This is a genomic window from Leifsonia sp. NPDC058194, from assembly GCF_042883605.1.
Lineage (GTDB): Bacteria > Actinomycetota > Actinomycetes > Actinomycetales > Microbacteriaceae > Leifsonia.
The window spans coordinates 689,230-712,308 of record NZ_JBHVVL010000001.1 but is presented as its reverse complement, the minus strand read 5'-3'; the positions used below and the strand labels follow the sequence as shown (position 1 = coordinate 712,308).

At 70.9% G+C, this 23,079-nt stretch carries 19 protein-coding genes; 11 read left to right on the top strand and 8 right to left on the bottom strand.

The genetic code is table 11. The features are described 5' to 3' along the window. Positions 1 to 25 precede the first annotated feature (25 nt). A complete protein-coding gene (locus tag ACFVU2_RS03370) occupies positions 26 to 925 on the top strand; it encodes a DNA-methyltransferase (protein WP_387870982.1) in 900 nt (299 codons plus the stop codon). A 59-nt stretch (positions 926 to 984) separates the two neighbouring features. Beyond that, the gene (locus ACFVU2_RS03365) at positions 985 to 1,809 is read left to right on the top strand and encodes a phosphatase PAP2 family protein (RefSeq protein ID WP_387870979.1); all 825 of its coding nucleotides are present in this window, start codon (positions 985 to 987) and stop codon (positions 1,807 to 1,809) included. 88 nt (positions 1,810 to 1,897) lie between these two features. Here the strand turns inward: ACFVU2_RS03365 and ACFVU2_RS03360 are convergent, their stop codons facing one another. After that, positions 1,898 to 2,935, bottom strand: a complete 1,038-nt coding sequence (locus tag ACFVU2_RS03360; protein WP_387870976.1) for a LacI family DNA-binding transcriptional regulator — start codon at positions 2,933 to 2,935, stop codon at positions 1,898 to 1,900. A 102-nt stretch (positions 2,936 to 3,037) separates the two neighbouring features. Between ACFVU2_RS03360 and ACFVU2_RS03355 the strand changes: the two genes are divergently transcribed. Genes ACFVU2_RS03355 through ACFVU2_RS03345 form a run of 3 tightly spaced genes read left to right on the top strand, consistent with a single transcriptional unit; the run spans position 3,038 to position 6,386 of the window. Beyond that, complete coding sequence (locus tag ACFVU2_RS03355; protein ID WP_387870973.1) at positions 3,038 to 4,027, top strand: nucleoside hydrolase; 990 nt, start codon at positions 3,038 to 3,040, stop codon at positions 4,025 to 4,027. Further along, positions 4,024 to 5,469 (top strand): MFS transporter, encoded by a 1,446-nt coding sequence (locus ACFVU2_RS03350; RefSeq protein WP_387870970.1) that lies wholly within the window; start codon positions 4,024 to 4,026, stop codon positions 5,467 to 5,469. Before ACFVU2_RS03355 ends, ACFVU2_RS03350 begins: the two co-directional genes overlap by 4 nt. Beyond that, positions 5,466 to 6,386 (top strand): ribokinase, encoded by a 921-nt coding sequence (locus tag ACFVU2_RS03345; protein WP_387870968.1) that lies wholly within the window; start codon positions 5,466 to 5,468, stop codon positions 6,384 to 6,386. Before ACFVU2_RS03350 ends, ACFVU2_RS03345 begins: the two co-directional genes overlap by 4 nt. A gap of 71 nt (positions 6,387 to 6,457) precedes the next feature. Here the strand turns inward: ACFVU2_RS03345 and ACFVU2_RS03340 are convergent, their stop codons facing one another. From ACFVU2_RS03340 to ACFVU2_RS03320, 5 genes are all read right to left on the bottom strand, one after another. Beyond that, positions 6,458 to 7,480, bottom strand: coding sequence for a LacI family DNA-binding transcriptional regulator (locus ACFVU2_RS03340; RefSeq protein ID WP_387870965.1), 1,023 nt, complete (start codon positions 7,478 to 7,480; stop codon positions 6,458 to 6,460). Between the two features lie 27 nt (positions 7,481 to 7,507). Next, positions 7,508 to 8,989, bottom strand: coding sequence for a GH1 family beta-glucosidase (locus ACFVU2_RS03335; RefSeq protein WP_387870963.1), 1,482 nt, complete (start codon positions 8,987 to 8,989; stop codon positions 7,508 to 7,510). A gap of 2 nt (positions 8,990 to 8,991) precedes the next feature. Then, positions 8,992 to 9,873 (bottom strand): carbohydrate ABC transporter permease, encoded by an 882-nt coding sequence (locus ACFVU2_RS03330; RefSeq protein ID WP_387870959.1) that lies wholly within the window; start codon positions 9,871 to 9,873, stop codon positions 8,992 to 8,994. Beyond that, positions 9,870 to 10,982: a carbohydrate ABC transporter permease gene (locus ACFVU2_RS03325; protein WP_387870955.1), complete on the bottom strand. Its 1,113-nt coding sequence runs from the start codon at positions 10,980 to 10,982 to the stop codon at positions 9,870 to 9,872. The genes ACFVU2_RS03330 and ACFVU2_RS03325 overlap by 4 nt, the downstream gene beginning before the upstream one ends. 81 nt (positions 10,983 to 11,063) lie before the next feature. After that, entirely contained in the window at positions 11,064 to 12,389 is a 1,326-nt protein-coding gene (locus ACFVU2_RS03320; protein WP_387870953.1) for an extracellular solute-binding protein, read from the bottom strand. Between the two features lie 329 nt (positions 12,390 to 12,718). Between ACFVU2_RS03320 and ACFVU2_RS03315 the strand changes: the two genes are divergently transcribed. Further along, complete coding sequence (locus ACFVU2_RS03315) at positions 12,719 to 14,041, top strand: cation:proton antiporter (protein WP_387870950.1); 1,323 nt, start codon at positions 12,719 to 12,721, stop codon at positions 14,039 to 14,041. Positions 14,042 to 14,056: 15 nt separating this feature from the next. Here ACFVU2_RS03315 and ACFVU2_RS03310 read toward each other — a convergent pair whose 3' ends face one another. After that, positions 14,057 to 16,189, bottom strand: a complete 2,133-nt coding sequence (locus ACFVU2_RS03310; RefSeq protein WP_387870947.1) for an MDR family MFS transporter — start codon at positions 16,187 to 16,189, stop codon at positions 14,057 to 14,059. Between the two features lie 302 nt (positions 16,190 to 16,491). Between ACFVU2_RS03310 and ACFVU2_RS03305 the strand changes: the two genes are divergently transcribed. The 3 genes from ACFVU2_RS03305 to ACFVU2_RS03295 all read left to right on the top strand — a co-directional run bounded on the left by ACFVU2_RS03305 (position 16,492) and on the right by ACFVU2_RS03295 (position 19,567). Continuing rightward, complete coding sequence (locus ACFVU2_RS03305) at positions 16,492 to 17,439, top strand: DUF1287 domain-containing protein (RefSeq protein ID WP_387870946.1); 948 nt, start codon at positions 16,492 to 16,494, stop codon at positions 17,437 to 17,439. Positions 17,440 to 17,488: 49 nt separating this feature from the next. Continuing rightward, positions 17,489 to 18,322, top strand: a complete 834-nt coding sequence (locus tag ACFVU2_RS03300) for a M15 family metallopeptidase (RefSeq protein WP_387870943.1) — start codon at positions 17,489 to 17,491, stop codon at positions 18,320 to 18,322. 69 nt (positions 18,323 to 18,391) lie between these two features. Next, positions 18,392 to 19,567 carry a PP2C family protein-serine/threonine phosphatase gene (locus tag ACFVU2_RS03295; RefSeq protein ID WP_387870940.1) on the top strand — a complete coding sequence of 392 codons (1,176 nt, stop codon included), beginning with the start codon at positions 18,392 to 18,394 and terminating at the stop codon, positions 19,565 to 19,567. 34 nt (positions 19,568 to 19,601) lie between these two features. Here the strand turns inward: ACFVU2_RS03295 and pgm are convergent, their stop codons facing one another. Then, positions 19,602 to 21,218: a phosphoglucomutase (alpha-D-glucose-1,6-bisphosphate-dependent) gene (gene pgm, locus ACFVU2_RS03290; protein WP_387870938.1), complete on the bottom strand. Its 1,617-nt coding sequence runs from the start codon at positions 21,216 to 21,218 to the stop codon at positions 19,602 to 19,604. A gap of 141 nt (positions 21,219 to 21,359) precedes the next feature. Here pgm and pheA point away from each other — a divergent pair, with 141 nt between their 5' ends. Both pheA and ACFVU2_RS03280 read left to right on the top strand, forming a co-directional pair. Next, positions 21,360 to 22,349 (top strand): prephenate dehydratase, encoded by a 990-nt coding sequence (gene pheA / locus ACFVU2_RS03285; protein WP_387870936.1) that lies wholly within the window; start codon positions 21,360 to 21,362, stop codon positions 22,347 to 22,349. A 25-nt stretch (positions 22,350 to 22,374) separates the two neighbouring features. Then, positions 22,375 to 23,064, top strand: a complete 690-nt coding sequence (locus ACFVU2_RS03280) for a hypothetical protein (RefSeq protein WP_387870933.1) — start codon at positions 22,375 to 22,377, stop codon at positions 23,062 to 23,064. The last annotated feature ends 15 nt before the right edge of the window (positions 23,065 to 23,079 follow it).

Below are 23,079 nucleotides of genomic sequence, written 5' to 3'. Positions count from 1 at the left end.
GCGGGGGCGCTGCGAGAATGGACCCATGCTCGAGACCGTCCCCGCCGCCGACGCCGCGGCGCCCCTGTGGCACCCCGCCGCACCGAGCACCGTCGTGCACGCCGACAACCTCGATGTCGTCGCCGCCCTGCCCGACGAGGCGTTCCGCCTGATCTACCTCGATCCGCCCTTCAACACCGGGCGCTCGCAGGCGCGCCGCGCGATGAAGGCGGTGCGGTCCGAGCCGGGCGCGGACGGGAGCGTGATCGGGTTCAAAGGCCGCAGCTACGAGCGCATCAAGGGCGACCTCCTGAGCTACGACGACCGGTTCGAGGACTACTGGGAGTTCCTCGAGCCGCGGCTGATCGAGGCGTGGCGGGTGCTCGCCGACGACGGGACCCTGTACCTGCACCTCGACTACCGGGAGTCGCACTACGCCAAGGTGCTGCTCGACGCGCTCTTCGGCCGTGAGAGCTTCCTCAACGAGATCGTGTGGGCGTACGACTACGGCGCCAAGTCGAAGACCCGCTGGCCCGCGAAGCACGACACGATCCTGGTGTACGTGAAGAACCCCTCGGGGTACTACTTCGACTCCTCCGCCGTCGACCGGGAACCGTACATGGCTCCCGGCCTCGTCACGCCCGAGAAGGCCGAGCTGGGCAAGCTGCCGACCGACGTGTGGTGGCACACCATCGTCTCGCCCACCGGCCGCGAGAAGACCGGGTACCCGACGCAGAAGCCGGAGGGCGTGCTGCGGCGCATCGTGCAGGCCTCGAGTCGCGAGGGCGACTGGGTGCTCGACTTCTTCGCCGGCAGCGGCACGACCGGAGCGGTCGCCGCGGCACTCGGGCGGCGGTTCCTGCTCGTCGACAGCAACCCGGACGCGGTCGCGGTGATGCGCGAGCGGTTCGACCGCGACGACCGCGACGTGCGGTTCATCGGCTGAAGCGCCTTCCCGGCCACCGTCCGGAGTTTTCCGAGCCGCGTGTGGAAGGGTTGGTGACTATGCGACCGGTCCTGCGAGCCCTGCCCTTCCTGTGGGGCGCGATCGGGACCGCGCTCGCCTTCACCGGGGTCTACCTGCTGTTCGTGCGCAGCTATGTCGGTCAGGTCATCGACGAGCGCGCCTTCGCGGGAGCGGACGCCTGGAAGGGCGACCTGATCGACTTCGCCCACACCTTCCTCAACGCGCTGCCGATCGCGGCCGTCTTCGTGGGGGCGGTCATCGCGCTGATCGTGGTGATCGTCCGCCGCAACTGGCTGGTGTTCGCGGTGGCCGTCGGCGCGGCGATCGGCGCGAACGTGAGCACCCAGATCCTGAAGTACTCCATCCTGTCCCGGCCCGAGAAGGGCGTGGATGCGGGCCTCTCCAACTCGCTGCCCTCCGGCCACACGTCGGTCGCCGCATCGGCGGCGCTCGTCGTCTTCCTCGTCGCGTCGCCGCGCTTCCGCCCGCTGGCGGCCGTGATCGGGGTCGTCTTCACGATCGCGGCGGGAGCCTCCACCCTCGTCGAGCAGTGGCACCGGCCGAGCGACGTGATCGCCGGGATGCTGGTGGTGGCCTTCTGGGGCTGCATCGCCGGTCTCGTGCTGAGCGGTCTGCGGCTGCGACCCGCTGACCCTCCGGTGCGCACCAAGCTGTGGCCGCTCGTGTGGATCGCCGCGGTCTGCGCCGTCGGGGCGCTCGTGTCGCTGCTGGTCACCTACTTCTCGGCCCAGCAGGGCGCGTCCCACCTCTTCATCGCGTACGCGGGCGGGGTGGCCGCGATCGTCGCGACGGGACTCCTGCTCGCGGTGCTCGGCAACCGCGTGTACCGCGCGCTCGCCTAGCGTCACCCCCTCGCGACATTCGTGCCGAATGTCGCGAATAGCGCTGCCATTCCTCACATCCGGCACGAATGTCGCGGCGCGATGGGTGTCAGGTGGAGGCGCGGATGGTGAGCGTCGCCGCGAGGGGGGCGGGAGGCGCCTCCGGGGCGTCGGCCTCCGGGTCCCCGGTCTCGGGCGACACCAGGGCCAGCAGCCGGTGCGCGGCCGCGCGGCCCAGCGCGTCGCCGGGGAGGGCGACGCTCGTCATGCTGGGCGCGGTGACGGCGGACGCCGGGAGGTCGTCGAAGCCGGCGACCGCGATGTCCTGCGGCACCCGCAGCCCCGCCTGCGCACAGGCGGCCAGCACGCCGTGGGCCAGCGTGTCGGCGGCGGCCACGATCGCCGTCGCACCGGCGGCGCGCCAGGAGGGCAGTGCTTCGAGCGTCGCCGCCGCCGCTTCGGCGAGGTCCGGGCCGCTGCGCACATCCGGTTCGGCGAGCAGGGTCATGCCGTGCCGGGCCGCAGCCTCCCGCAGCAGGTCCCGGCGCAGCGTGTAGGTCGCGGCGGGGGTGGCGCCGTCGAGGTACCCGATGGTGCGGTGCCCGCGCTCGGCGAGATGCCGTGCGAGCGCCTCCACCCCGGGCGCCAGGTCGTAGTTGACGACGGCGGCGCGCGTCTCGAATCCGGGCGCGTCCAGCAGCACGAGGGGACTGCCCGCGGGGATGTCGTCCAAGAAGTCGGCGCCGGGCGCCGAGACGAGCAGCCCCGCCGGTCGCAGCGAGGCGAGCCGGCGCACGTCGGTCGCCGTGGGCTGCGCCCCGCTCGCCGCGGCGGAGAGCAGCAGCTGATAGCGCGAGCCGAGCTCCTCCTGCACGCCCTTGATCACCCGGCCGAAGAAGGGGTTCGGGAGGTCGGGGGCCAGCAGCACCACGATGTCGCTCGTTCCGCGGGCCAGGGCGCTCGCCGCCCCGTCGACGACATAGCCGAGTTCGGCGACGGCGGCGAGGACGCGTGCGGCGTTCTCGTCCGAGATGCGTCCGCGCGCCTTGCCGTTGACGACGAGGGAGACGGTGGCGATGCTCGTGCCGGCACGCTCCGCGACCATCGCGGCCGTCACGCGGCGCGGTGCGGTCGGGGGCGAGGACATGGTCTCGATGGTATCGGGGCAGTGCCGTCGGTTTGCGGCGTCAAGCGCTTTACGCTTAGGGTGTCAAGCGTTTGACGTCCCCGACGAAGCGGAAGGCTCCCCATGGAGAAGATCATCCTGGACTGCGACCCGGGGCATGACGACGCGATCGCGCTCATGCTCGCCCACGGCAATCCCGACATCGACCTGCTGGCGGTCACCACCGTCGCAGGCAACCAGACCCTCGAGAAGGTGACCCGCAACGCGCTCGCCGTCGCACGCGTCGCCGGCATCGCGGGCGTGCCGTTCGCCGCCGGCGCCGACCGTCCGCTCACCCGGCCGGTGGAGGTCGCCCCGAGCATCCACGGCGAGTCCGGCCTCGACGGCCCCGAACTGCCCGAGCCCGCGCTGGAGCTCGACGGGCGGCACGCGGTCCAGCTCATCATCGACACCGTGATGGCGCACGAGCCGGGCACGGTCACCCTCGTGCCGACCGGCGCGCTCACCAACATCGCCCTCGCCGTGCGGCAGGAGCCGCGACTCGTCGAGCGCGTCAAGCAGGTCGTGCTGATGGGCGGGGGAGTCCACGTCGGCAACTGGAGCCCCGTCGCCGAGTACAACATCGTGATCGACCCCGAGGCGGCCGACATCGTGTTCCGCGCGGGCTGGAAGGTCGTCATGTGCGGCCTCGACGTCACGCACCAGGCGCTCGCGACCCCCGAGGTCGCCGAGCGCATCGCGCAGGTCGGCACCGCCCCCGCGCGCTTCGTCGGAGAGCTGCTGGAGTTCTTCGGCCGCACCTACGCCGACGTGCAGGGCTTCGACAGCCCGCCGGTCCACGACCCGGTCGCCGTCGCCTACGTCATCGACCCCACCGTCGTCCGGGCCGTGCAGATGCCCATCGCGATCGAGACGCAGGGGCGCCTGACGACCGGGATGACCGTCGCCGACCTCCGCTCCGCCCCGCCGGCCGACTGCCCGACCTGGGCGGCGATGGAGCTCGACCACGAGCGCTTCTGGGGTCTCGTCGTCGACGCGCTCGAGCGCATCGGCGACCCCGAGGCCGCGCCCGCCGCGACCGCGCCCGCCACGACCGGTGGAGCCGCCGCGTGAGCGCCACCGCCCCCACCCCCGTCTCCACGTCGCCCGGGCGCCCCGTCCGCATCGCCGCCCTGACCGCGGCCCTGCTCGCCGCCTGCGTGGCGTTCCAGCTCAACGCGAGCATGCTCAGCCCGGTGCTGGTGACGATGGCGCACGAGCTGAACACCGACGAGGCCACCATCGGCCTCTCGCAGACCCTCTTCTTCACGATCGCGGCCCTGTTCTCGCTGTTCCTGCCGCGACTGAGCGACATCGTCGGCCGCAAGCGCGTGCTCCTGGCGATGCTCGTGGTCATGCTCGTCGGCAGCATCGTCGCCGCACTCGCCCTGAACGTCGGGATGCTGTTCGCCGGCCGTCTGATCCAGGGCGTCACCGGCCCGGTCGTCCCCATCTGCCTCCTCATGCTGCGCGCCGAGATCACCGACCCGCGCAAGTACGGAGCGGCGATGGGCCTCCTCACCGCCGTCAACGGCGGCATCGCGGGCATCGACGCGATCGCCGGCGGCTGGCTGGCCACGACGTTCGGCTTCCGCTCCGTGTTCTGGGCGATCGCGATCGTGACCGTCGTCGCCGCCGTGATGGTGGTCGTCTGGGGCGCCGAGTCGCGGCCGTCGGAAGGTGTGCGGATGGACTGGTGGGGCGTGCTCCCGCTGGTCGTCTCGATCGGCGCGCTGCTCACCGGCCTGAACGAGGCGGGTCGTCTCGCCGCCGCGAACTGGGTGCTCGTCGGGCTGTCTCTCGCCGTCGCGGTCATCGCCTTCGCCGTCTTCTGGCGCGTGGAGAACCGGGTCGCGCAACCCCTCGTCCCGACACCGCTGCTGCGTCGCCGCTCCACCTGGGCGCTGCTCGCCACCACCCTCCTCACGATGACGGGCGTGTTCGCGGTCGTGAACGGCCTGGTGACCTCCCTCGCCCAGAACGCCGACGCGGGCTTCGGGATGGCGCCCGACCTGGCCTCCCTCGCCTTCCTCACCCCGTACGCGATCGTCGGCTGGATCGTCGGCCCGCTGGCCGGCCGCCTCGCGCCCGTGCTGGGCTACCGTCGCATCCTGCGCATCGGCCTCTCGGGCACGATCGTCGCGACCGTGGTGATGGCGTTCGTGGGCGTGCACTCCCTGCCCGTGCTCATCGCGACCACCGTCGTCATCGGGATCGGCTACGCGGGCATCGGCAACATCATGCTCAACGGCCTCGGCATCGTGCTGTCGCCGGCCGAGAACCCGGGCTTCCTCCCGGGCCTCAACGCCGGTGCGTTCAACCTCGGTGCCGGCCTGAGCTTCGCGCTGCTGCCGGCGCTCCAGGTGGCGACCTCGGCGGCACCGGACTCCACGACCGGATACTCTGCGGGGATGATGCTCGGAGCCGCCATCACCGCCGTCGCCCTCGCGGTGTCGTTCCTGATCCCCCGTCCCGAATCGGCCGAGGTGTCCAGCGCCCCGGCGGGCTCCCGATGACCGGGGCCCTGGACGGCGGTCGCATCGTCGTCGTCGGCTCGCTGAACGCCGACCTCGTCGTGCAGACCGCCGCCTTCCCGAAACCGGGCGAGACCGTCTCGGGAGGCGACCTCTCGACGGGCGCGGGCGGCAAGGGCGCGAACCAGGCCGTCGCGGCCGGGCGGCTCGGCGGTGCCGTCACGCTCGTCGGCGCCGTGGGGGCGGACGCGCACGGCGACCTCCTCCGCTCGGCCGTCGCCGGCTCCGGGGTCGACGTCTCGTCGGTCGCGGTGCGCGACGGCGTGGCCACCGGGACCGCGCTGATCACCGTCGACGCCCGCGGCGAGAACACGATCGTGGTCTCGCCCGGCGCCAACGGCACGCTCACTCCCGCCGACCTCGGCGACGCGGTGCTCGCCGGCGCCGCCGCCCTCGGGCTCTGCCTCGAGGTGCCGGAGCCGGTGGTGGTGGATGCCGCCGAGCGCGCCCGCGCCGCCGGGCTCACGGTCGTGCTGAACCCCTCCCCGTTCCGCGACGGCGCGCGCGGCCTGCTGCCGCTCGTGGACGTCCTCCTCGTCAACGAGGGGGAGGCCGCCGCGCTGCTCGGAGTGGCGGAGGACGCGACGCCGGAGGCGCTGCGCGACGGGTTCGCCGCGCTCGGCGTGATCCGCGCCGTCGTGACGCGCGGTGCCGACGGGTGTGTCGTCGTCGACGGCTCCGCCGATCCCGTGGCCGTGCCCGCCGTCCGTGTGGATGCCGTCGACACGACCGGCGCCGGTGACGCGTTCATGGGCGCGCTGCTGCTGCGTCTCGCTGCGGGCGACGCCCTGCTCGATGCCGCGCGCTTCGCCGTCGGAGTCGGCGCGTTCGCCGCCTCTCGCGCCGGAGCCCAGGCCTCCTACCCGACCCCCGCCGAGCTCGCCGCCTTCCTGCGCTGAGCCCGCGTACATTCGTGCCGAATGTTGTGAAAGCGCGGCGCTAAGCCCACATTCGGCACGAATGTGCCGCCTCAGGTGGACTCGCGGACGACCAGCTCGGTCGGGAGCAGCGTCACGCGCTCGGCGGGCTCGCCCGAGATGCGGCGGACCAGCACCTGCGCCATCGCCTCGCCGAGGCCGATCGACGGCTGGTGCACGGTCGTCAGCGGCGGCGCGGCGGTGATGCCGAAGTTGTCGTCGTCGTACCCGACGACGGCGATGTCGTCCGGGATGCGGAGTCCGGCCTCCCGGATCGCCGAATAGGCGCCCGCGGCCATCTGGTCGTTCGCGGCGAAGAGCCCGTCGATCGGCACCCCGCGGGCGAGCAGCCGGCGCATGGCCTCCTTGCCCGAGAGGGGGGAGAAGTCGCCGAGCTCGACGAGGGAGGCGTCGAGGCCGTGCGCGTCGAGCGCCCTCTGCCAGCCGGTGAGCCGGTCGAGGCCGGCGGGCATGTCCTGCGGCCCGGTGATGAGCGCGATGTTCCGTCGTCCGCGGGCGATGAGGTGCTCGGTCGCCCCGGCCGACCCGGACACGTTGTCCACGTCGACGAAGTACGACTCCCCGGTCTCGTCGCCCACCGGCCGGCCGCCGAAGACGATCGGGAGGGAGGCGCCGAGCTCCACATACGAGTGGTCGCCGGAGTGGTGCGAGACGACGAGCGCCCCGTCCACGTTGCCGCCCATGAGGTAGCGACGGGTCTTGTCGGGGTTGGTCTCGGACGAGATGACCATGTTCAGCGTGTACTCGGTGTCGGCGAGGCTGAGCGCCACGCCCTGCACGATGGACGCGAAGAACGGGTCGGCGAAGACTTTGGCCGTCGACTCCGGCACGACCAGGGCGATCACCTGGGTGCGGCGCGAGGCCAGCGAGCGCGCGGCGCGGTTCGGCACGTAGTTGAGGTCGGCGATGGCGGCGGTGACCGCGGTGACGACCTCGGGGGTGACCTTGGTCGAGCCGTTGACCACGCGGGAGACCGTGGCGCGCGACACGCCGGCGCGTGCCGCCACTGCCTCCAGGGTGGGCACGGCCACGGCGTCCGCCGATTCCGTGGTCATCGGTCTCCTTCTCGTCCGTCGTCCATGTTAGGCGCGGGCCGCCGCGGCACCGACGCCGGACGACTCCGCCGCCCGCGCGCCGGCGATGAGGCGGGCGAACGCGTGGCCCGACTCCTTCACCGTCCGCAGCTGCGTCTCGTAGTCCACCGACACGATTCCGAACCGCTTCTCGTAGCCCCAGGCCCATTCGAAGTTGTCGAGCAGCGACCACACGAAGTAGCCGCGCACGTCGGCGCCCTCGTCGATCGCCGCTGCGACGGCGTCGATGTGGGCCAGGATGTAGGCCTCCCGCTCCGTGTCGCGGATGCGTCCGTCCGGGTCGGTCGCATCGTCGTAGGAGGCGCCGTTCTCGGTGATGTAAAGCGGCGGGAGGGTCGGGTAGTCGGCGGTGAGACGCACGAGCAGGGCGCGCAGGCCGTCGGGGTTGACCTCCCAGCCCATCGCCGTGGTCGGGAGGTGCCGCGAGGGGAAGGTGACGAACTCGCTGCCGACGAACGGCGACGACTTCGGCCGATCGGTGGGCACCACGGCAGCCGGAGAGCCGGCGGGCAGCGGATGCCCGCTGACGTTGTCGTCGTGGTAGTGGTTCACGCCGAGGAAGTCGATCGGCTGGGCGATCGTCGCGAGGTCGCCGTCGTGCACGAGCTCCTCGAAGCGGTGCTCTCGCAGGTCGTCGAGCACGTCGGCCGGGTACGCCTCCAGCAGCAGCGGCTCGAGGTACATGCGGTTCCAGAGCCCGTCGATGCGGCGGGCGGCGTCGAGGTCGGCCGGATCGGCCGGGTCGTTCGGGACGGCCGTGGTGAGGTTGAGCGTGATCCCGAGCCGCAGGCGGTCGGGTCGTCCCGGGTCACCTGCCGCACCCACGGAGGCGATCGTCGCCCGCTCGCGGATGGCCTGCGCGGCCAACCCGTGCGCCAGGTGCTGGTGGTGCAGGGCGGCCAGCGCCGCGGCCGGCTCCCGACGCCCGGGCGCGTGCTCGCCCGCGGCGTAGCCGATCAGTGAGGAGCACAGCGGTTCGTTGAAGGTCGTCCAGTGGTCGACCCGGTCGCCGAGCGCGTCGTAGACCGCGAGCGCGTAGTCGCGGAAGCGGTACGCCGTGTCGCGGTCCGCCCAGCCGCCCTTCTCCTCCAGCGCCTGCGGCAGGTCCCAGTGGTACAGGGTCAGCCAGGGCAGGATGCCGGCGCCGAGCAGCTCGTCCACCAGCCGGCTGTAGAAGTCGAGGCCGGCGGGGTTCACCGAGCGGCCGCCCGGCACGATGCGGGCCCACGAGGTCGAGAAGCGGTACGACTGGAGGCCGAGGGACGCCATCAGGGCGACGTCCTCGGGCATGCGGTGGTAGTGGTCCACCGCGCGCTCGGGGGTGTCGCCGCCGGCGATCGCGTTCGGGACGCGGGCGAAGGCATCCCAGATGGAGTCCTCCTTGCCGTCCTCGTGGGCGGCGCCCTCGATCTGCGCGGCGGCCGTGGCGGAACCCCACAGGAAGCCGTCGGGCCAGCGGTAGTCGGACATTCTTAGCCTTTCACCGCGCCGGCCATGATGCCGGAGACCAGCTGCCGGCCGGCGAGCACGAAGAGGATGAGCAGGGGGATGGTGGCGAGCACCGCGCCGGCGAGCACGATCGAGTAGTCGACGTACTTCGCGGACTGCAGCTGGCTCAGTGCGACCTGCAGGGTGGGGTTCTGCGGGGCGACGAGCAGGGGCCAGAGGTAGTCGGTCCACGCGGTCATGAAGGTGAAGAGGCCGAGGATCGCCATGGCCGGGCGTGCCGCCGGGACGCCGACGTGCCAGAAGGTGCGGATCATGCTGGCGCCGTCGACGCGGGCCGCCTCGATCAGCTCCTCCGGGATGACGTCGACGAGGTACTGCCGCATGAAGAACACGCCGAACGCCGTGACGAGGGTCGGCACGATCACCGCGCCCAGCGTCCCGGTCCAGCCGAACTGCTTCATCACCATGAACAGCGGGATGATGCCCAGCTGCGTCGGGACGGCGAGCGTCGCGATGACGAACACCATGAGGCCTTCGCGGCCGCGGAAGCGCAGCTTGGCGAACGCGTAGCCCGCGAGGGTCGAGAAGAGGACGACCGAGGCGGTGATGACCGTGGAGACGATGATCGAGTTGCCGAGCGCCTGCCAGAAGGGCACCGTGCCGAGCACCTCGCCGACGTTCTTCCAGAACTGGCCGCCCGGCAGCAGCGGCGGCCAGGTGGCGGTCAGCACGGTGCTGTCGCTGGAGCCGGCCACGGCCGACCACCAGAGCGGGTAGGCGCCGCCGACGAAGATGACGAGCAGGATGCCGTAGGTGAGGAATCCGGGGCGGCGGTCGATGCCGAGGGCGCGGCGCTTGGGGTCGCGCTGCGCGGTGTTCGCGCGCTGCTTGGCGACGGTGGTCACAGGTTCTTCTCCTCACTGGCCGCGGCCAGGGCGCGAGCCCCTTCGGCGGTGGCCTCCCGGCTGTCGAGGTCGGTGGTGGACGCCGCGGCCCGGCTGCGGGCGAGCCGCTTGGCGGTCCGTTTCGTATGGAGCCGCGCCTCGGTGGACGCGATCCGCCGCGAGATCAGGAAGTTCAGGAGGCCGAACAGCACGATCAGGAGGAACAGCATCCACGCGATCGCGGAGGCCTTGCCGAAGTTCTGCCGGTTGAAGGCCATGTCCCACAGGTAGAGCACGGTGGTCTGGTACTGCCGCTGCGGGCCTCCCGGGACGGCGCTCGACGGGTTGAACAGCTTCGGCTCGGTGAAGATCTGCAGGCCGCCGATCGTCGCCGTGATGATGACGAAGATCATGGTCGGGCGGATGCTCGGCAGCGTGATCGAGAAGAAGCGGCGGAACGATCCGGCGCCGTCGAGGGCGGCGGACTCGTGGATGTCGCGCGGCACAGCCTGCATGGCGGCGAGGAGGATGAGCGCGTTGTAGCCGGTCCAGCGCCAGTTGACCATGGTCGCGATGGCGATGTGCGACGGGAAGGTCTCGGTCTTCCACATCACCGGGTCCAGGCCGATCGCCTGGAGCATGTTGTTGATCAGCCCGTACTTCTCGTCGAACGCGCTCGAGAAGATCAGCGTGACGGCGACCGGCGTGACGACGTAGGGGAGCAGGACGCTCATGCGCCAGAAGGTCTTGGCGCGGATGTTCTGGTCGAGGATGGCCGCGATGAAGACGGCGGCGATGAGCTGCGGGATGGCCGACAGCAGGAAGATGCTGACGGTGTTGAAGAGCGAGTTCCAGAAGAACGGGTCCTTCAGCTCGGTGAGGTAGTTGCTGAAGCCGACCCATTCACCGGGGCCCGTGAGCAGGTTCCAGTTGTTGAGGGAGACGACGAACGTGTAGACGAGGGGGAACAGCCCGACGAGCCCGAAGAGGACGAAGAACGGCGCCACGTAGAAGTACGGCGACGCCTTGACGTCGAAGCGGTTGAGCTTCTGCTTGAAGGTGAGCGCCTTGCGCGCATCCCGGTCGCTCCGGACCGCGTTGGCGGTCTCGGGGCGGGTGACGGTTGTCATGCGGATCTCCGGAGGTGGTCGGGTCGGTGCAGGTCCGGGCCCCCGCCGCCGGTGAGCGGCGGAGGCCCGGGTGGGTCGGTGCTACTTGTTGACGACCAGCTGGTTCAGCAGCGTCATGGCGTTGGCCCAGGCCTGGTCGCCGTTCGCCTTGCCGGAGTCGAGCTCCTGGACGGACGGGCCGAAGACCTGCGACTGGATGACCGAGTCGTCCGGGCCCTTGTACTGGGCGACGACGCCCTTCGCGCGCTGGGCGAGGATCTCCCCGACCGGAGCGTTGTTGAAGAACTTCGTCAGGTCGCTCTCACCGGTCACGCCGGGGTCGGACTGCGCCGCGGTGACCGACGGGAAGGTGCCGGCGGCCTGGAAGGTGGCGACCTGCGACTTGGCGGTGGTCAGCCAGGCGGCGAGGTCGGCGGCCTCCTTCGGGTGCTTCGACTGCTTCGGCACGGTCAGGAACGAGCCGCCCCAGTTGGCCGCACCGCCCGGGAACACGTTGGCGAAGTCCCAGCCGGTGGCGGCGTTGCCGCCGCCCGCCTCGACCTGGCCCTTGACCACGCCGAGCATCCAGCCCGGGCAGACGAACGTGGCGAACGAGCCGTCGGTGAACGCCTTGCCCTTGCCCCAGTCCCACTGGGTCTGGTTGGAGGAGAGCCCGGCTGCGGCGCCTGCGGCCAGCTGGCCCCACAGCGCCTTCAGGTCGGAGTTGTTCTCGATGTTCAGCTTGCCGGCCTTGGTGTAGTAGCCCTCGGGCTGCTGGTTCACCATGGCGTTCCAGAGGAAGCCGGACTGGTCGTAGAACGCCTTGCCGGTGGCGGCCTTGTACTGCTCGCCGACCTTGAAGTAGTCGGCCCAGGTGGCGTTGTCGCCGCCGAAGAGCTTCGCGACGGAGTCGCGGTCGCTCGGCAGGCCGGCGGCGGCGAAGAGCTTGCTGTTGTAGCAGAGGCCCTCCGGTCCGATGTCCGTGCCGTAGCCGATGATGCGGCCGTCCTTGTCGGTGGCCTGCTTCAGCTTCCAGTCGACCCAGCGGTCCTTGATCGCGTCGGCGCCGTAGTCCTTGAGGTCGTTGAACTGGTCGGAGACCTGCATGACCTTGGAGAGCCAGCCCTCCTCGACGGCCTGGACGTCGGGGAGGCCGCTGCCGGCCGCCTGCTTGGTCTGCCAGTCGGTCAGGGCGTTGTCACCGGTGTCGATGTTGGTCGCCTTGATCTTGATGTTGGGGTGCTCTTTCTCGTACTCCGAGTAGAGCTTGTCGAAGCCCATCGTGCCGAACGTCGTGACGGTCAGCGTGATGGGGTCAGAGCTGCTCCCGCTGTCGCTGCCGCTCGAAGAGCAGCCGGCGGCGAGGAGGGCGAAGGACGCGGCGCCGGCAATGGCGGCCGCGACCTTGGTGCGTCGTGAAAGCTTCACGGTTCACTCCCTTGTGGTGTGTGCTGGGTCTGATGAGGCGCTGTGAGAGCGCTCTCAGTTCGCGACCGTGAGAGCGCTCTCACGCGTTGTTGGAGAATCTAGAACGAGTCCGGCGACGATGTCAAGCCGATCCGTGATCGCGCTCTCACGCCCGGGATTCCGGGGTTTCCTCCGCCGCGGGATTCCGCGGATCTCACCCGGTCGCACGCTCGCGCCGTGATCTAATCGTTACCTGATCGACCACGTGTCCCGGTGGAGGCGGCTCCCGTGCTCCGACCAGACTGGACACCTCCCCGACCGTCGGGGCGGATGCCGAGGGGAGGGGCCGGATGCCCGTCATCATCCTCATCGGCTTCGCCGCGGTCGCGCTCTGGTCGCTCGTCGCCCACCGCTTCGAGCGCGTCGGGATCGCCGGTCCCGCCGGCCTCGCCGCGCTCGGCGCCCCGGTCGTCATCCCGGCCGTGCCCGCCTTCACCGCCGCCATCGACAGCGACGTCTCCGAGCACGTGGTCGAGCTCATCCTGGCCGTCCTGCTGTTCGTCGACGCGTGCGAGGTGCGCGGCGGCCTCTTCGGCGGCGAGGGCCGCTCGCTGGCGCGACTGGTGCTCATCGCCCTGCCGCTCTCGCTCGTCCTGGTCGTGCTCGTCGGCGTGTGGCTCCTGCCCCAGATCGGCGTCTTCGTGCTGATCGTCATCGCCTGCATCGTGATGCCGACCGACTTCGCACCGGCGACCGCACTGCTCCGGTCGGAGCGCATCCCGGCGCGCGTGCGGCGCATCCTGAACGTCGAGAGCGGCTACAACGACGGCCTCATCTCGCCCGTGTTCGGGATCTCGCTGGCCGTCGCCGTCGCGCTGCCCACGCTCATCCACATCGCCGAGACCGGCACCGAGGCCACCGGAGACGAAGCGCAGCTGGAGAAGAACATCACCGACCTCCTGCAGGCCTTCTTCGGGGCGGTGCCCGCGACGGTCATCGCCATCCTGATCGGCGTGCTGCTCGGCGGGGCGCTGGGCTTCCTCACCCGCTGGGCCGCGCGCCGCGGGTGGGCCGACGCGACCGGCATCCGGTTCGTCACGCTGCTGACGCCCCTGCTCGCCTTCGGCATAGCCACCGTGCACGAGCTCGCCGCCAACGGCTTCGTCGCGGCATTCGTGGCCGGCGTCATCTACCGGGTCGCGCGCACACGACGCACCGAGCTGCGGGCCGTCCCGCACGAAGAGCTGCTGCTCGTGGAGGAGGCCAGCGCCGTCGCGGCGAACTTCGTCTGGTTCATCCTGGGCGGAATGACCACGGCGGTGATCGCGGACGGGATCGACTGGCGACTTCTGGTGGTCGCCGTGCTCGCCCTCACCGTGTTCCGCGCCGTCCCGGTCTACGTGGGGATGCTCGGCTCGCCCGTCGGCTGGAAGGACCGCACCTACCTCGGCCTCATGGGGCCACGTGGGACGGCGTCGATCGTGTTCGGCCTCCTGGCCTTCAACCAGCTGCCCGAGTCCGTCAGCGGGGATGTGCTCGCCGTCACCGTCCTGACCGTCGTGGGCAGCATCCTCCTCCACGGCGTCGCCGCGCCCTTCGTGCTGCGGAGGATGCCGCCGCCGGCCCCGACGGCGACGGCCGCCGTCCCGGAGGACGACGGCCGTCGTGGGTGACGCGCTGGTGCGGGGCTACTCGCCGGCGGAGGCCTGCGGGCGCTGAGCGCGCACGGACGCGGTGTCCGCGCCCGGCTCGATCAATGCTCCGACCTCGGCGGCAGCACGGCTGGCGAGGATGCCGACATCCTCGTTCTCCTCTTCGCGCCGGGCGGCCGCATCTTTCTCCGCGGCGTCGTCCGCCGCCTCCTGGAGGGCCGACTTCGCGCGCAGCGGCGGGGTCTTGAAGAACCACGTGAGCACGAAGGCGATCAGCACGACCATCAGAGCCACCCAGTAGACCTGGACCGCGGAGGCGTTGAAGCCCACGAGGAACGGCTTGGACAGGCGCGGGTCGGCGTCGTTCAGGAACGACGTGTCGTCGAGGTTGCCGCTGCCTGCGTTCGCGCTCGTCGACTTCTTCAGAGTGCTGGACAGGGTCGGTGCCACCGAGTCGACGAAGTCCTGGCGGACCGTGTCGTTCGAGAAGTCCAGCGTGACCGTGCCGTCGGGTGCGACCGACGCGTACGGCGCCTTCGCGGTGATCGCGGCGCCCGCTGCGGCGGTCGCCTTGTCGACGGCGGCGGTCGTCGCCTGCTCCTGGGCGGCGGCCGGGATCTGCCCCGCTGCCACCGCGTCGGCGACGGCCTGCTTGGCGGCGTCCTGGGCCTTGGTGACGTTGGCCTGGATGCCCGACGTCGTCTTGTCCGTCAGCTCGGAGACGATCTTGTTGTAGCTCTGCTCCATGATCTTCTTGTTCTCGGGGGCCTGGGCCACCGAGGGGTCGAGAGCGGCGTTCAGCGCGCTGTTCAGCGTCGGCTCGTCCGCGAGGGACGTCTTGACGTTGCCCGGCATGACCGTGAACAGCAGGGAGAGCAGCACCGCGGTGCCGAGCGTTCCACCGATCTGGCGGAAGAACGTGGAGGCGCTGGTCGCGACGCCCATGTCCCGCACGCCGACCGAGTTCTGGCTGGCGATGGTGAGCGTCTGCATCAGCTGGCCGAGGCCGAGGCCGATCAGCAGCATGGCGCCCGCGATGAACCAGTACGAGCCGTCGTACTTGACGAACGTCAGGTAGAAGAAGCCGCCGGAGAGCAGCGCCGTGCCGATGATCGGGAATTGGCGGTAGTGACCGGTGCGGGCGATGATCTGACCCGATGCGATCGAGGAGATCATCAGACCGAGGATCATCGGGAGCATCTGCAGGCCCGACTCGGTCGGCGTCGCGCCGAGCACCAGCTGCAGGTACAGCGGCAGGGTCAGCATGGCGCCGAACATCCCGAAGCCGACGAAGACGCCGATGATGGTCGCCATCGAGAAGGTGTTCGAGCGGAACAGCTTCAGCGGGATGAGCGCGTCGTCCTTCATGCGCATCTCGATGAGGATGAAGGCCAGGATGCCGATCGCGCCGAGCACGTAGCAGCCGATGGCGCCCGGGCTGTCCCAGCCCCAGTCGCGACCCTCTTCGGCGACGAGGAGCAGCGGGACGAGGGCGACCACGACGGCCGTCGCGCCCCACCAGTCGATGCGGGCGGAGCCGCGCTCGTGCTTGGGCAGGTGCAGGAACCGCAGGACCATCGCCAGCGCGATGAGGCCGATCGGAACGTTCACCAGGAACACCCAGCGCCAGCCGGCGATCCACAGGATCTGGTCCGCTCCGGCGAACAGGCCGCCGACCAGCGGGCCGATGAGGCTCGAGATGCCGAAGACGGCGAGGAAGTAGCCCTGGTACTTGGCGCGCTCGCGGGGGGCGAGCATGTCGCCCATGATCGCCAGCGGCATCGACATCAGGCCACCGGCGCCGAGGCCCTGGATGGCGCGGAACGCCGCGAGCTCGACCATCGAGGTCGAGAAGGAGGCGAGGATCGAGCCGATGATGAAGACGACGATCGCGAAGATGAACAGCGGACGCCGGCCGAAGATGTCGGAGAGCTTGCCGTAGATGGGCGTTGCGATCGTGGAGACGATCAGGTACGCGGTGGTCACCCACGCCTGCTGGCTGAGGCCGTGGAGGTCGTCGCCGATGGTGCGGATGGCTGTGCCGACGACCGTCTGGTCGAGGGCCGAGAGGAACATGCCGGCCATGAGACCGAAGATCACGAAGAGGATCTGCCGGTGCGACATGATCGGTTTGGGTGCGGGCGGGGCCGCGGGGGCAGTGCTGGACATTGAACTCCGAGTCGAGAGCGAATGGGGACGCCCGGCGCTCGGGCGTCACACCGGTGTGAGAGTCGTGAAGATTTTTGCGGAGGGTGCAAAGTTACACCCGGTGCGCGTCTTTCGGCAACGCGGGGATCGCACTCGACGGCGCGTTCGCGAGGGGCGAACGCGCGCGCACGATCCGCGTGATCATGCGGAACTCTCGCGACGGTACGCCGCCGGATGTCCCCCGTCCAGGTGGCGCATAGGTAGGAGGCGTACCGTGTGCGTTACCCGAACCCGTCACCCTCCGAATCCCCTCCGAAGGCCGTATGAGTTCTCTCATCTCCCCTGAACACACCTCCCCCGAGCGTTCCCCCGGACGCCCGCCCCACCGCTCCCGACGCCGGATCGCCTCCGTCGTCGCCGTAGCGGCCGCTGCTGCGCTCCTCTTCACGGGATGCGCCGGCGAGCCGTCGCCCGCGACGAAGGCGCTCGTGGGGGCGACGACGAAAGCCACCCCCGACACCGCGAGCGTCTCGGCGGTCGAGCCCGCCGCGGGCAGCGTCTCGGGCGGGACGATCACACTCACCGGGTCCAACCTCGAGAACGTCGCCAGCGTGCAGATCGGCAGCCAGCCCGCCGTCGTGACCGCGGCCTCCGCCGGCAAGGTCACCGTCGCCGTGCCCGCATCCCAGAGCTTCCAGGCCGGCGCCGTCCCGATCGCCGTCACCGACAAGTCCGGCAAGACCGTCGCCACCGACGGCAAGACGTACGACTACCAGGTGCAGACGCCCGTCGACAAGCAGCTCGCCTACGCGATGACGTACTGGAAGAACTACAACTCGGCCGAGTGGGGCGACCTCAACTCGGTGGGCGGCGACTGCGCCAACTTCGTCAGCCAGACCCTCATCGCCCGCGGCTGGACGATGAACGACGACTGGTACAACAAGAACGCCGCGGCCGACTGGAGCCCCGCGTGGGGCTACGTCCCGTCGATGGACGCGTACTTCCAGGAGAACGCCGCCGCTCTTGGCCTCACCGAGTACTCCTTCGACCAGCGCGACAAGATCAAGGTCGGCGACATCGTCATGTTCGACTGGAACGACAACGACTCGCTCGACCACGTGCAGATCGTCTCGGCCGTCGAGAACGTGGACGGCCAGATCAAGATCAAGATGGTCGGCCACAACGAGGACACCGACTACCGCGACCTCGACACCACCATCACCGTCGACCACCCGGGTGCCATCGGTCACTTCTGGAGCCTGTCGAAGTAGCCGCCCGGCGCGCAGGAACCTCCCGGCGCGGAGGAGATATGCTCAGCGCGTGATCTCGGGGGGACTCCGCCTACGGGCGACGACGCTGGGCGCTGCGGCGGCCGCCGGCGCTGTCGCGGTGCTGCTCGCGCTCGGGGGCTGCGCGGCCGATCCGTCCGCGGTGGCGGGCGGGCGATCCGGCCAGCACCGACCGCACGCCGACCCGCCGTCGCCGGAAGCGCATCCCCACCCCCGGCCGACGCCGAGCACCGTTCCGACCCCGGCCGCCGTGGGCTTCGACGCCACGGCCCACTCGTTCGACGACCCGGCGAGCAGCTGGGTGGTCGTGAACAAGCCCCGCGCCCTCCAGCCGCTCGCGTTCACGCCTCCCGAGCTCGTGTACCCGGACGTCTCCTACGTCAACCGTCAGCCGATGCGACCCGAGGTGGCCGACGCCCTCGTCGCGATGTTCCACGCGGGCACGCAGGAGGCCGGGCTCGGGTTCTCGGTGCAGAGCGCCTACCGCTCGTTCGACTCCCAGACCCGCGTCTACGACGACGACGTCGCCCGCAACGGGCAGGCGTATGCCGACACCGACACGGCCCGTCCCGGCCACAGCGAGCACCAGACCGGACTCGCCGTCGACATCAGCGCTGTCCCGGCGCGCTGCTCCCTCGCGGCCTGCTTCGCCGACACCCCGCAGGGCCAGTGGCTGGCCGCCAATGCCTGGCGCTTCGGGTTCCTGCTGCGCTATCCCGCCGACAAGGTCGCCGTCACCGGCTTCACGTTCGAGCCGTGGCACTTCCGGTTCGTCGGGGTCCCGCTGGCGACGCAGATGCACGCAACCGGGGTGACGACGCTGGAGGAGTTCTTCCACTGCGCGGGCGGCGCCGAGTACCACTGACATCCGCAGGGCCGCCGCGTTCCGAACCTCCCGTCGATAGGGTTGGAGGACGTGATGACGGGAGGCGGGATGACCATCGAGGCGGTAGGGGCGCTGGAGTCGGAGCTGCGCAGGCAGAGTGCGGTCGAGGCGCTGGAGATCCTCGACACGGCCCCGGAGGACCGGTTCGACCGGATCACCCGGATGGCGCAGCAGCTCTTCGGCGTCCCGATGGTCAGCATCACCCTGCTCGACGACGACCGCCAGTGGCGCAAGTCGCACCTCGGCCTCACCCGGGAGGCTCCGCGGGCCGACTCCTTCTGCGATCTCACCGTGCGCACCGACTCTCCCGTGATCATCGCGGACACCATCGCCGACGACCGGTTCCGCGACAACCCGTTCGTCGCCGGCGACCCGCACCTGCGCTTTTACGCCGGTGAGCCGATCCACGCGCCCGGAGGGGAGGCCGTCGGCACCCTCTGCGTCGTCGACACCGAGCCGCGCATCCTCACCGCCGGCGAGCTGCGACTGCTGCGCGACCTCGCCGACTGGGTGCAGGCCGAGCTGGACCGCGACGAGGAGCTCGACCGGACGGCCGTGGTGCAGCGCGCCCTCCTGCCGCGCCGCAAGCCGACCGCGAGCGGCTACGACGTCGCGGCCGCCTGCGAGCCGGGCGAGCGCATCGCGGGCGACTTCTACGACTGGTACGACGCCGATGGCGGGTTCCACGTGACCGTGGGCGACGTGGTCGGCACGGGCAGCCCCATCGCGATCATCGCCGCCTCGGTGCGTGCCGCGCTGCGGAGCGCCTCCGCCTTCGCGGACCTCGTGCCCGCGGTCGCCGAGGCGTCGCGCATGGTCGAGGAGGAGCTCGACCGCCTCGCCGCGTACACCTCCGTCTTCCACGCCCGCGTCGACGGCGACGGGGTCGTGCGCTTCGTCGACGCCGGTCACGGCCTGGCGTTCATCGTGCGGGCCACGGGCGACATCGAGCGGCTCGAGACCTCCACTCTGCCGCTCGGGATCGCCGGCGCCGAACGCCCCGAACGCTCCGTGGCGCTCGCCGCGGGGGAGGCGCTGCTCGTCATCAGCGACGCCGTGTTCGACGCGCTCGGCGGTGAGACCGGCCTCGGTGTGCTGCAGTCCCGGGTGCGCGGTTCGGCGACGTCGGCCGGTGCGGTCTCCCGCATCGTCGGCGCCGCCCGCGACGAGAACGGCGCGGCGCCCGTGGGCGATGCGCTCGCCATCCTCGTGCGCCGCGCCTGACTCTCCGGGTCGTGTCTCCGGCGGGTCGTGCCGCTCAGGCGATCGCGTCGCCCACGATCCGCTTGGCCTCCTCCTGCACCTTGCGCAGGTCGTCCTCGCCGACGAAGCTCTCCGCGTAGATCTTGTAGACGTCCTCCGTGCCGCTCGGGCGCGCGGCGAACCAGGCGTTCGCGGTCTGCACCTTCACGCCGCCGAGGGGTGCGTCGTTGCCGGGAGCACGGCTGAGCTTCGCGGTGATCGGATCGCCGGCCAGTTCGGTCGCGGCGATCGCGTCGCCGTCGAGCTTGCCCAGGGCCGCCTTCTGCGCCGGGGTGGCCGGGGCGTCGACGCGCTGGTACACCGGGTCGCCGAAGCGCTCGGTCAGCTCGCGGTACAGCTCCGAGGGGGATTTGCCCGTCACCGCGCGGATCTCGCTGGCGAGCAGGGCGAGCAGGATGCCGTCCTTGTCCGTCGTCCAGACCGAGCCGTCGAAGCGCAGGAAGCTGGCGCCTGCGCTCTCCTCGCCGCCGAAGCCGACCGAGCCGTCGATCAGTCCGGGGACGAACCATTTGAAGCCGACCGGGACCTCCCACAGCCGTCGCCCGAGCGACTCCGCCACCCGGTCGATGATCGAGGACGAGACCAGCGTCTTGCCGACGGCGGCGTCCTCCCGCCAGCCCGTGCGGGTGCGGAACAGGTAGTCGATCGCGACCGCGAGGTAGTGGTTCGGGTTCATCAGGCCGCCGTCGGGCGTGACGATGCCGTGCCGGTCCGCGTCCGCGTCGTTGCCGGTCAGGATGTCGTAGTCGGCGCGCCGCTCGACCACCGACGCCATCGCCGACGGGCTGGACGGGTCCATCCGGATCTTGCCGTCCCAGTCCAGGGTCATGAAGCCCCATGCCGGGTCGACCTGCGGGTTCACCACGGTCAGGTCGAGCTCGTAGCGCTCGGCGATCGCCTGCCAGTAGTTCACGCTCGCCCCGCCGAGCGGGTCGGCGCCGATGCGGATCCCGCTCTCGCGAATCGCCTTCACGTCGATGATGTTCTCGATGTCGTCGACGTACTTTCCGCGGAAGTCGTACGTCTCGACGCCGCTCGGCTCGGCCTGGCGCACGTCCTTCAGGCCGCCGGCGATGATCTCGTTCGCGCGCGCCGCGATCCAGCTGGTCGCATCCGTGTCGGCCGGTCCGCCGTGCGGCGGGTTGTACTTGAAGCCGCCGTCCGCCGGCGGGTTGTGGCTCGGCGTCACGACGATGCCGTCCGCTTGATCGGGGTGCCCGGCCTTGTTGTACGCGATGATCGCGTGCGACACCGCCGGCGTCGGCACCCAGTCGTCGAACTCGTCCACGAGCACGCGCACCTCGTTGCCAACGAGCACGGCCAGCGCCGTCGTCATCGCGAACTCGCTCAGCAGGTGCGTGTCCGCGCCGATGAACAGCGGACCGGTGATGCCCTGACCGGTGCGGTACTCCACGATCGCCTGCGTCGTGGCCGCGATGTGATCCTCGTTGAACGCGGTGTTGAGCGAGCTGCCCCGGTGCCCGGAGGTGCCGAACACCACGCGCTGCTCGGGGATGCTCGCATCGGGCTTGAGCTCGTAGTACGCCCGCCGGAGGGCGTCGACGTCGATGAGGTCGGAGGGCTGCGCGGGGGTGCCTGCTCGGGGATCCATGCCCCTATGCTTCCACGGTCGCGGGGTGGAGGGGAGAGGGGAGTGCGCTCCGCTGGTACGACTGCGCGCTCGCGCCGCGCCGCATTCGTACCGCCGCAGCGCAGTCGGGCGGCGCGGCGCCGTCTCGCTAAGCTGAACGCCATGTCCACACCCCCCGCCGAGCCCACCGCCGAGCTGCCCGCGTCCGTCGACGAGGTCTACAGCTTCCTGGGGCCGTCGGGCACGTTCACGGAGGCGGCGCTCGCGCAGGTCCCGGAGGCCCGCGGCAAGGCGTGGCGGGCCGTGAACAACGTGGGGGAGGCGCTCGCCGACGTGGTCGCCGGGCGCAGCGTGGCCGCCATGATCGCGATCGAGAACTCGATCGAGGGCGGCGTCTCCGTCGCGCAGGACGCGCTGGCGACGGTGCCCGGGCTGCGGATCGTGGGGGAGTACCTCGTCCCCGTGAACTTCGTGCTGGTGGCCCGGCCCGGCACGACGCTGGCCGATGTGCGGACGATCAACGCCCATCCCGTCGCCTATGCGCAGTGCCACCAGTGGTTGGACGCCCACCTGCCCGAGCACGGGCACCTGCCGGCGTCGAGCAACGTCGCCGCCGCGGCCTCGCTCTTCGAGGGGAGCACGGCGGATGCGGCCGTCGCCCCGCCCGGGATCGTCGACCACCACGACGTCACCGTGCTCGCCGAGAACATCGGCGACAACCCCAACGCCGTCACCCGTTTCGTGCTGGTGAGCACTGCGCGCACCGTCCCGGCCGCGACGGGGGCCGACAAGACGAGCCTCATCGCCGAGCTGCCGGACGACCGCCCGGGATCGCTGCTCGACCTGCTGGAGCAGTTCTCCACCCGGGGCATCAACCTGAGCCTCATCGAGTCGCGGCCGATCGGCGACGCCCTCGGCCGGTACCGGTTCGTGATGGACGCCGACGGCCACATCCACGACGAGCGCGTCGCGGATGCGCTGCTCGGCCTGCGCCGCTTCAGCCCGTCGGTGATGTTCCTCGGCTCGTACCCTCGTGCCGATCGCGTGCCGGTGGACTTCGACCAGCGGTACCGCGACGAGGTCTTCACGGAGGCGCGGCAGTGGCTCGCGTCGCTCACCGAGAGCACCGCCGAGGAGACCCCGCAGGGGTAGGCTGCGCAGCAGAAGGAGGCCGACGATGATCGCGGACGACGAGCAGGACACCGCCCGCCCCGGCGGGATCGACCCGCGCTACGACCCGGCCTTCCAGCGGGGCTATCAGCCGCAGCCCGGCGAACGGCCCCGCACCCGGGTGCGCGCCGCGGCACCGGCGACCACGACGGCGCCGGCCCGTGAACGGTCGCGAGCCGACCTGGGAGACGACAGCGACCTCTTCTCCGAGACGGCCGGTTCAGCCGGTTCGGCATGGGAGGCGACGACGTCCGTCGCGCCCGACCTCTCCTCGCCGTCCTTCCCGGCGACGGCATCGTACGTCCTGGCGGCGCCGTCGACCGCTGCCTCCGCGGAGCCTGCGTCCGCCCCTGCGGTGTACGGGCCGGGCATCCTCGCCGGGGCGGAGCTCTCTCCGCGACGCAACCCGCTCATGCTGGCCCTCTGGATCGTCGGCGCCGGCCTCGTGGTGCTGGGCGTCGTGATCTACGCGGTCGCCGTCAACGCCTCCTACACGACCAGTTACACGGGTTCGGGAGGCGACGTCGGCATGCAGGTGCTGACCCAGATCGGCTGGGTGCTGGCCGGCCCGATGATCACGATCGGGATCCTGACGATGGTCGCCCTGCTGTTCCTGAGCGCGATCGTCGGGCGCCGTCGCGCACCTGTTCCGGCCGACGTCGATGGCGACTTCGACGCGGACGACGACGAGCTCTAGCCGGGCCCGGAGCGC

Coding starts and splice junctions, on each gene's coding strand:
- ACFVU2_RS03370 (WP_387870982.1), top strand. CDS start 26: ATGCTCGAGACCGTCCCCGCCGCCGACGCCGCGGCGCCCCTGTGGCAC.
- ACFVU2_RS03365 (WP_387870979.1), top strand. CDS start 985: ATGCGACCGGTCCTGCGAGCCCTGCCCTTCCTGTGGGGCGCGATCGGG.
- ACFVU2_RS03360 (WP_387870976.1), bottom strand. CDS start 2,935: ATGTCCTCGCCCCCGACCGCACCGCGCCGCGTGACGGCCGCGATGGTC.
- ACFVU2_RS03355 (WP_387870973.1), top strand. CDS start 3,038: ATGGAGAAGATCATCCTGGACTGCGACCCGGGGCATGACGACGCGATC.
- ACFVU2_RS03345 (WP_387870968.1), top strand. CDS start 5,466: ATGACCGGGGCCCTGGACGGCGGTCGCATCGTCGTCGTCGGCTCGCTG.
- ACFVU2_RS03340 (WP_387870965.1), bottom strand. CDS start 7,480: ATGACCACGGAATCGGCGGACGCCGTGGCCGTGCCCACCCTGGAGGCA.
- ACFVU2_RS03335 (WP_387870963.1), bottom strand. CDS start 8,989: ATGTCCGACTACCGCTGGCCCGACGGCTTCCTGTGGGGTTCCGCCACG.
- ACFVU2_RS03325 (WP_387870955.1), bottom strand. CDS start 10,982: ATGACAACCGTCACCCGCCCCGAGACCGCCAACGCGGTCCGGAGCGAC.
- ACFVU2_RS03315 (WP_387870950.1), top strand. CDS start 12,719: ATGCCCGTCATCATCCTCATCGGCTTCGCCGCGGTCGCGCTCTGGTCG.
- ACFVU2_RS03310 (WP_387870947.1), bottom strand. CDS start 16,189: ATGTCCAGCACTGCCCCCGCGGCCCCGCCCGCACCCAAACCGATCATG.
- ACFVU2_RS03305 (WP_387870946.1), top strand. CDS start 16,492: ATGAGTTCTCTCATCTCCCCTGAACACACCTCCCCCGAGCGTTCCCCC.
- ACFVU2_RS03295 (WP_387870940.1), top strand. CDS start 18,392: ATGACCATCGAGGCGGTAGGGGCGCTGGAGTCGGAGCTGCGCAGGCAG.
- pgm (WP_387870938.1), bottom strand. CDS start 21,218: ATGGATCCCCGAGCAGGCACCCCCGCGCAGCCCTCCGACCTCATCGAC.
- pheA (WP_387870936.1), top strand. CDS start 21,360: ATGTCCACACCCCCCGCCGAGCCCACCGCCGAGCTGCCCGCGTCCGTC.
- ACFVU2_RS03280 (WP_387870933.1), top strand. CDS start 22,375: ATGATCGCGGACGACGAGCAGGACACCGCCCGCCCCGGCGGGATCGAC.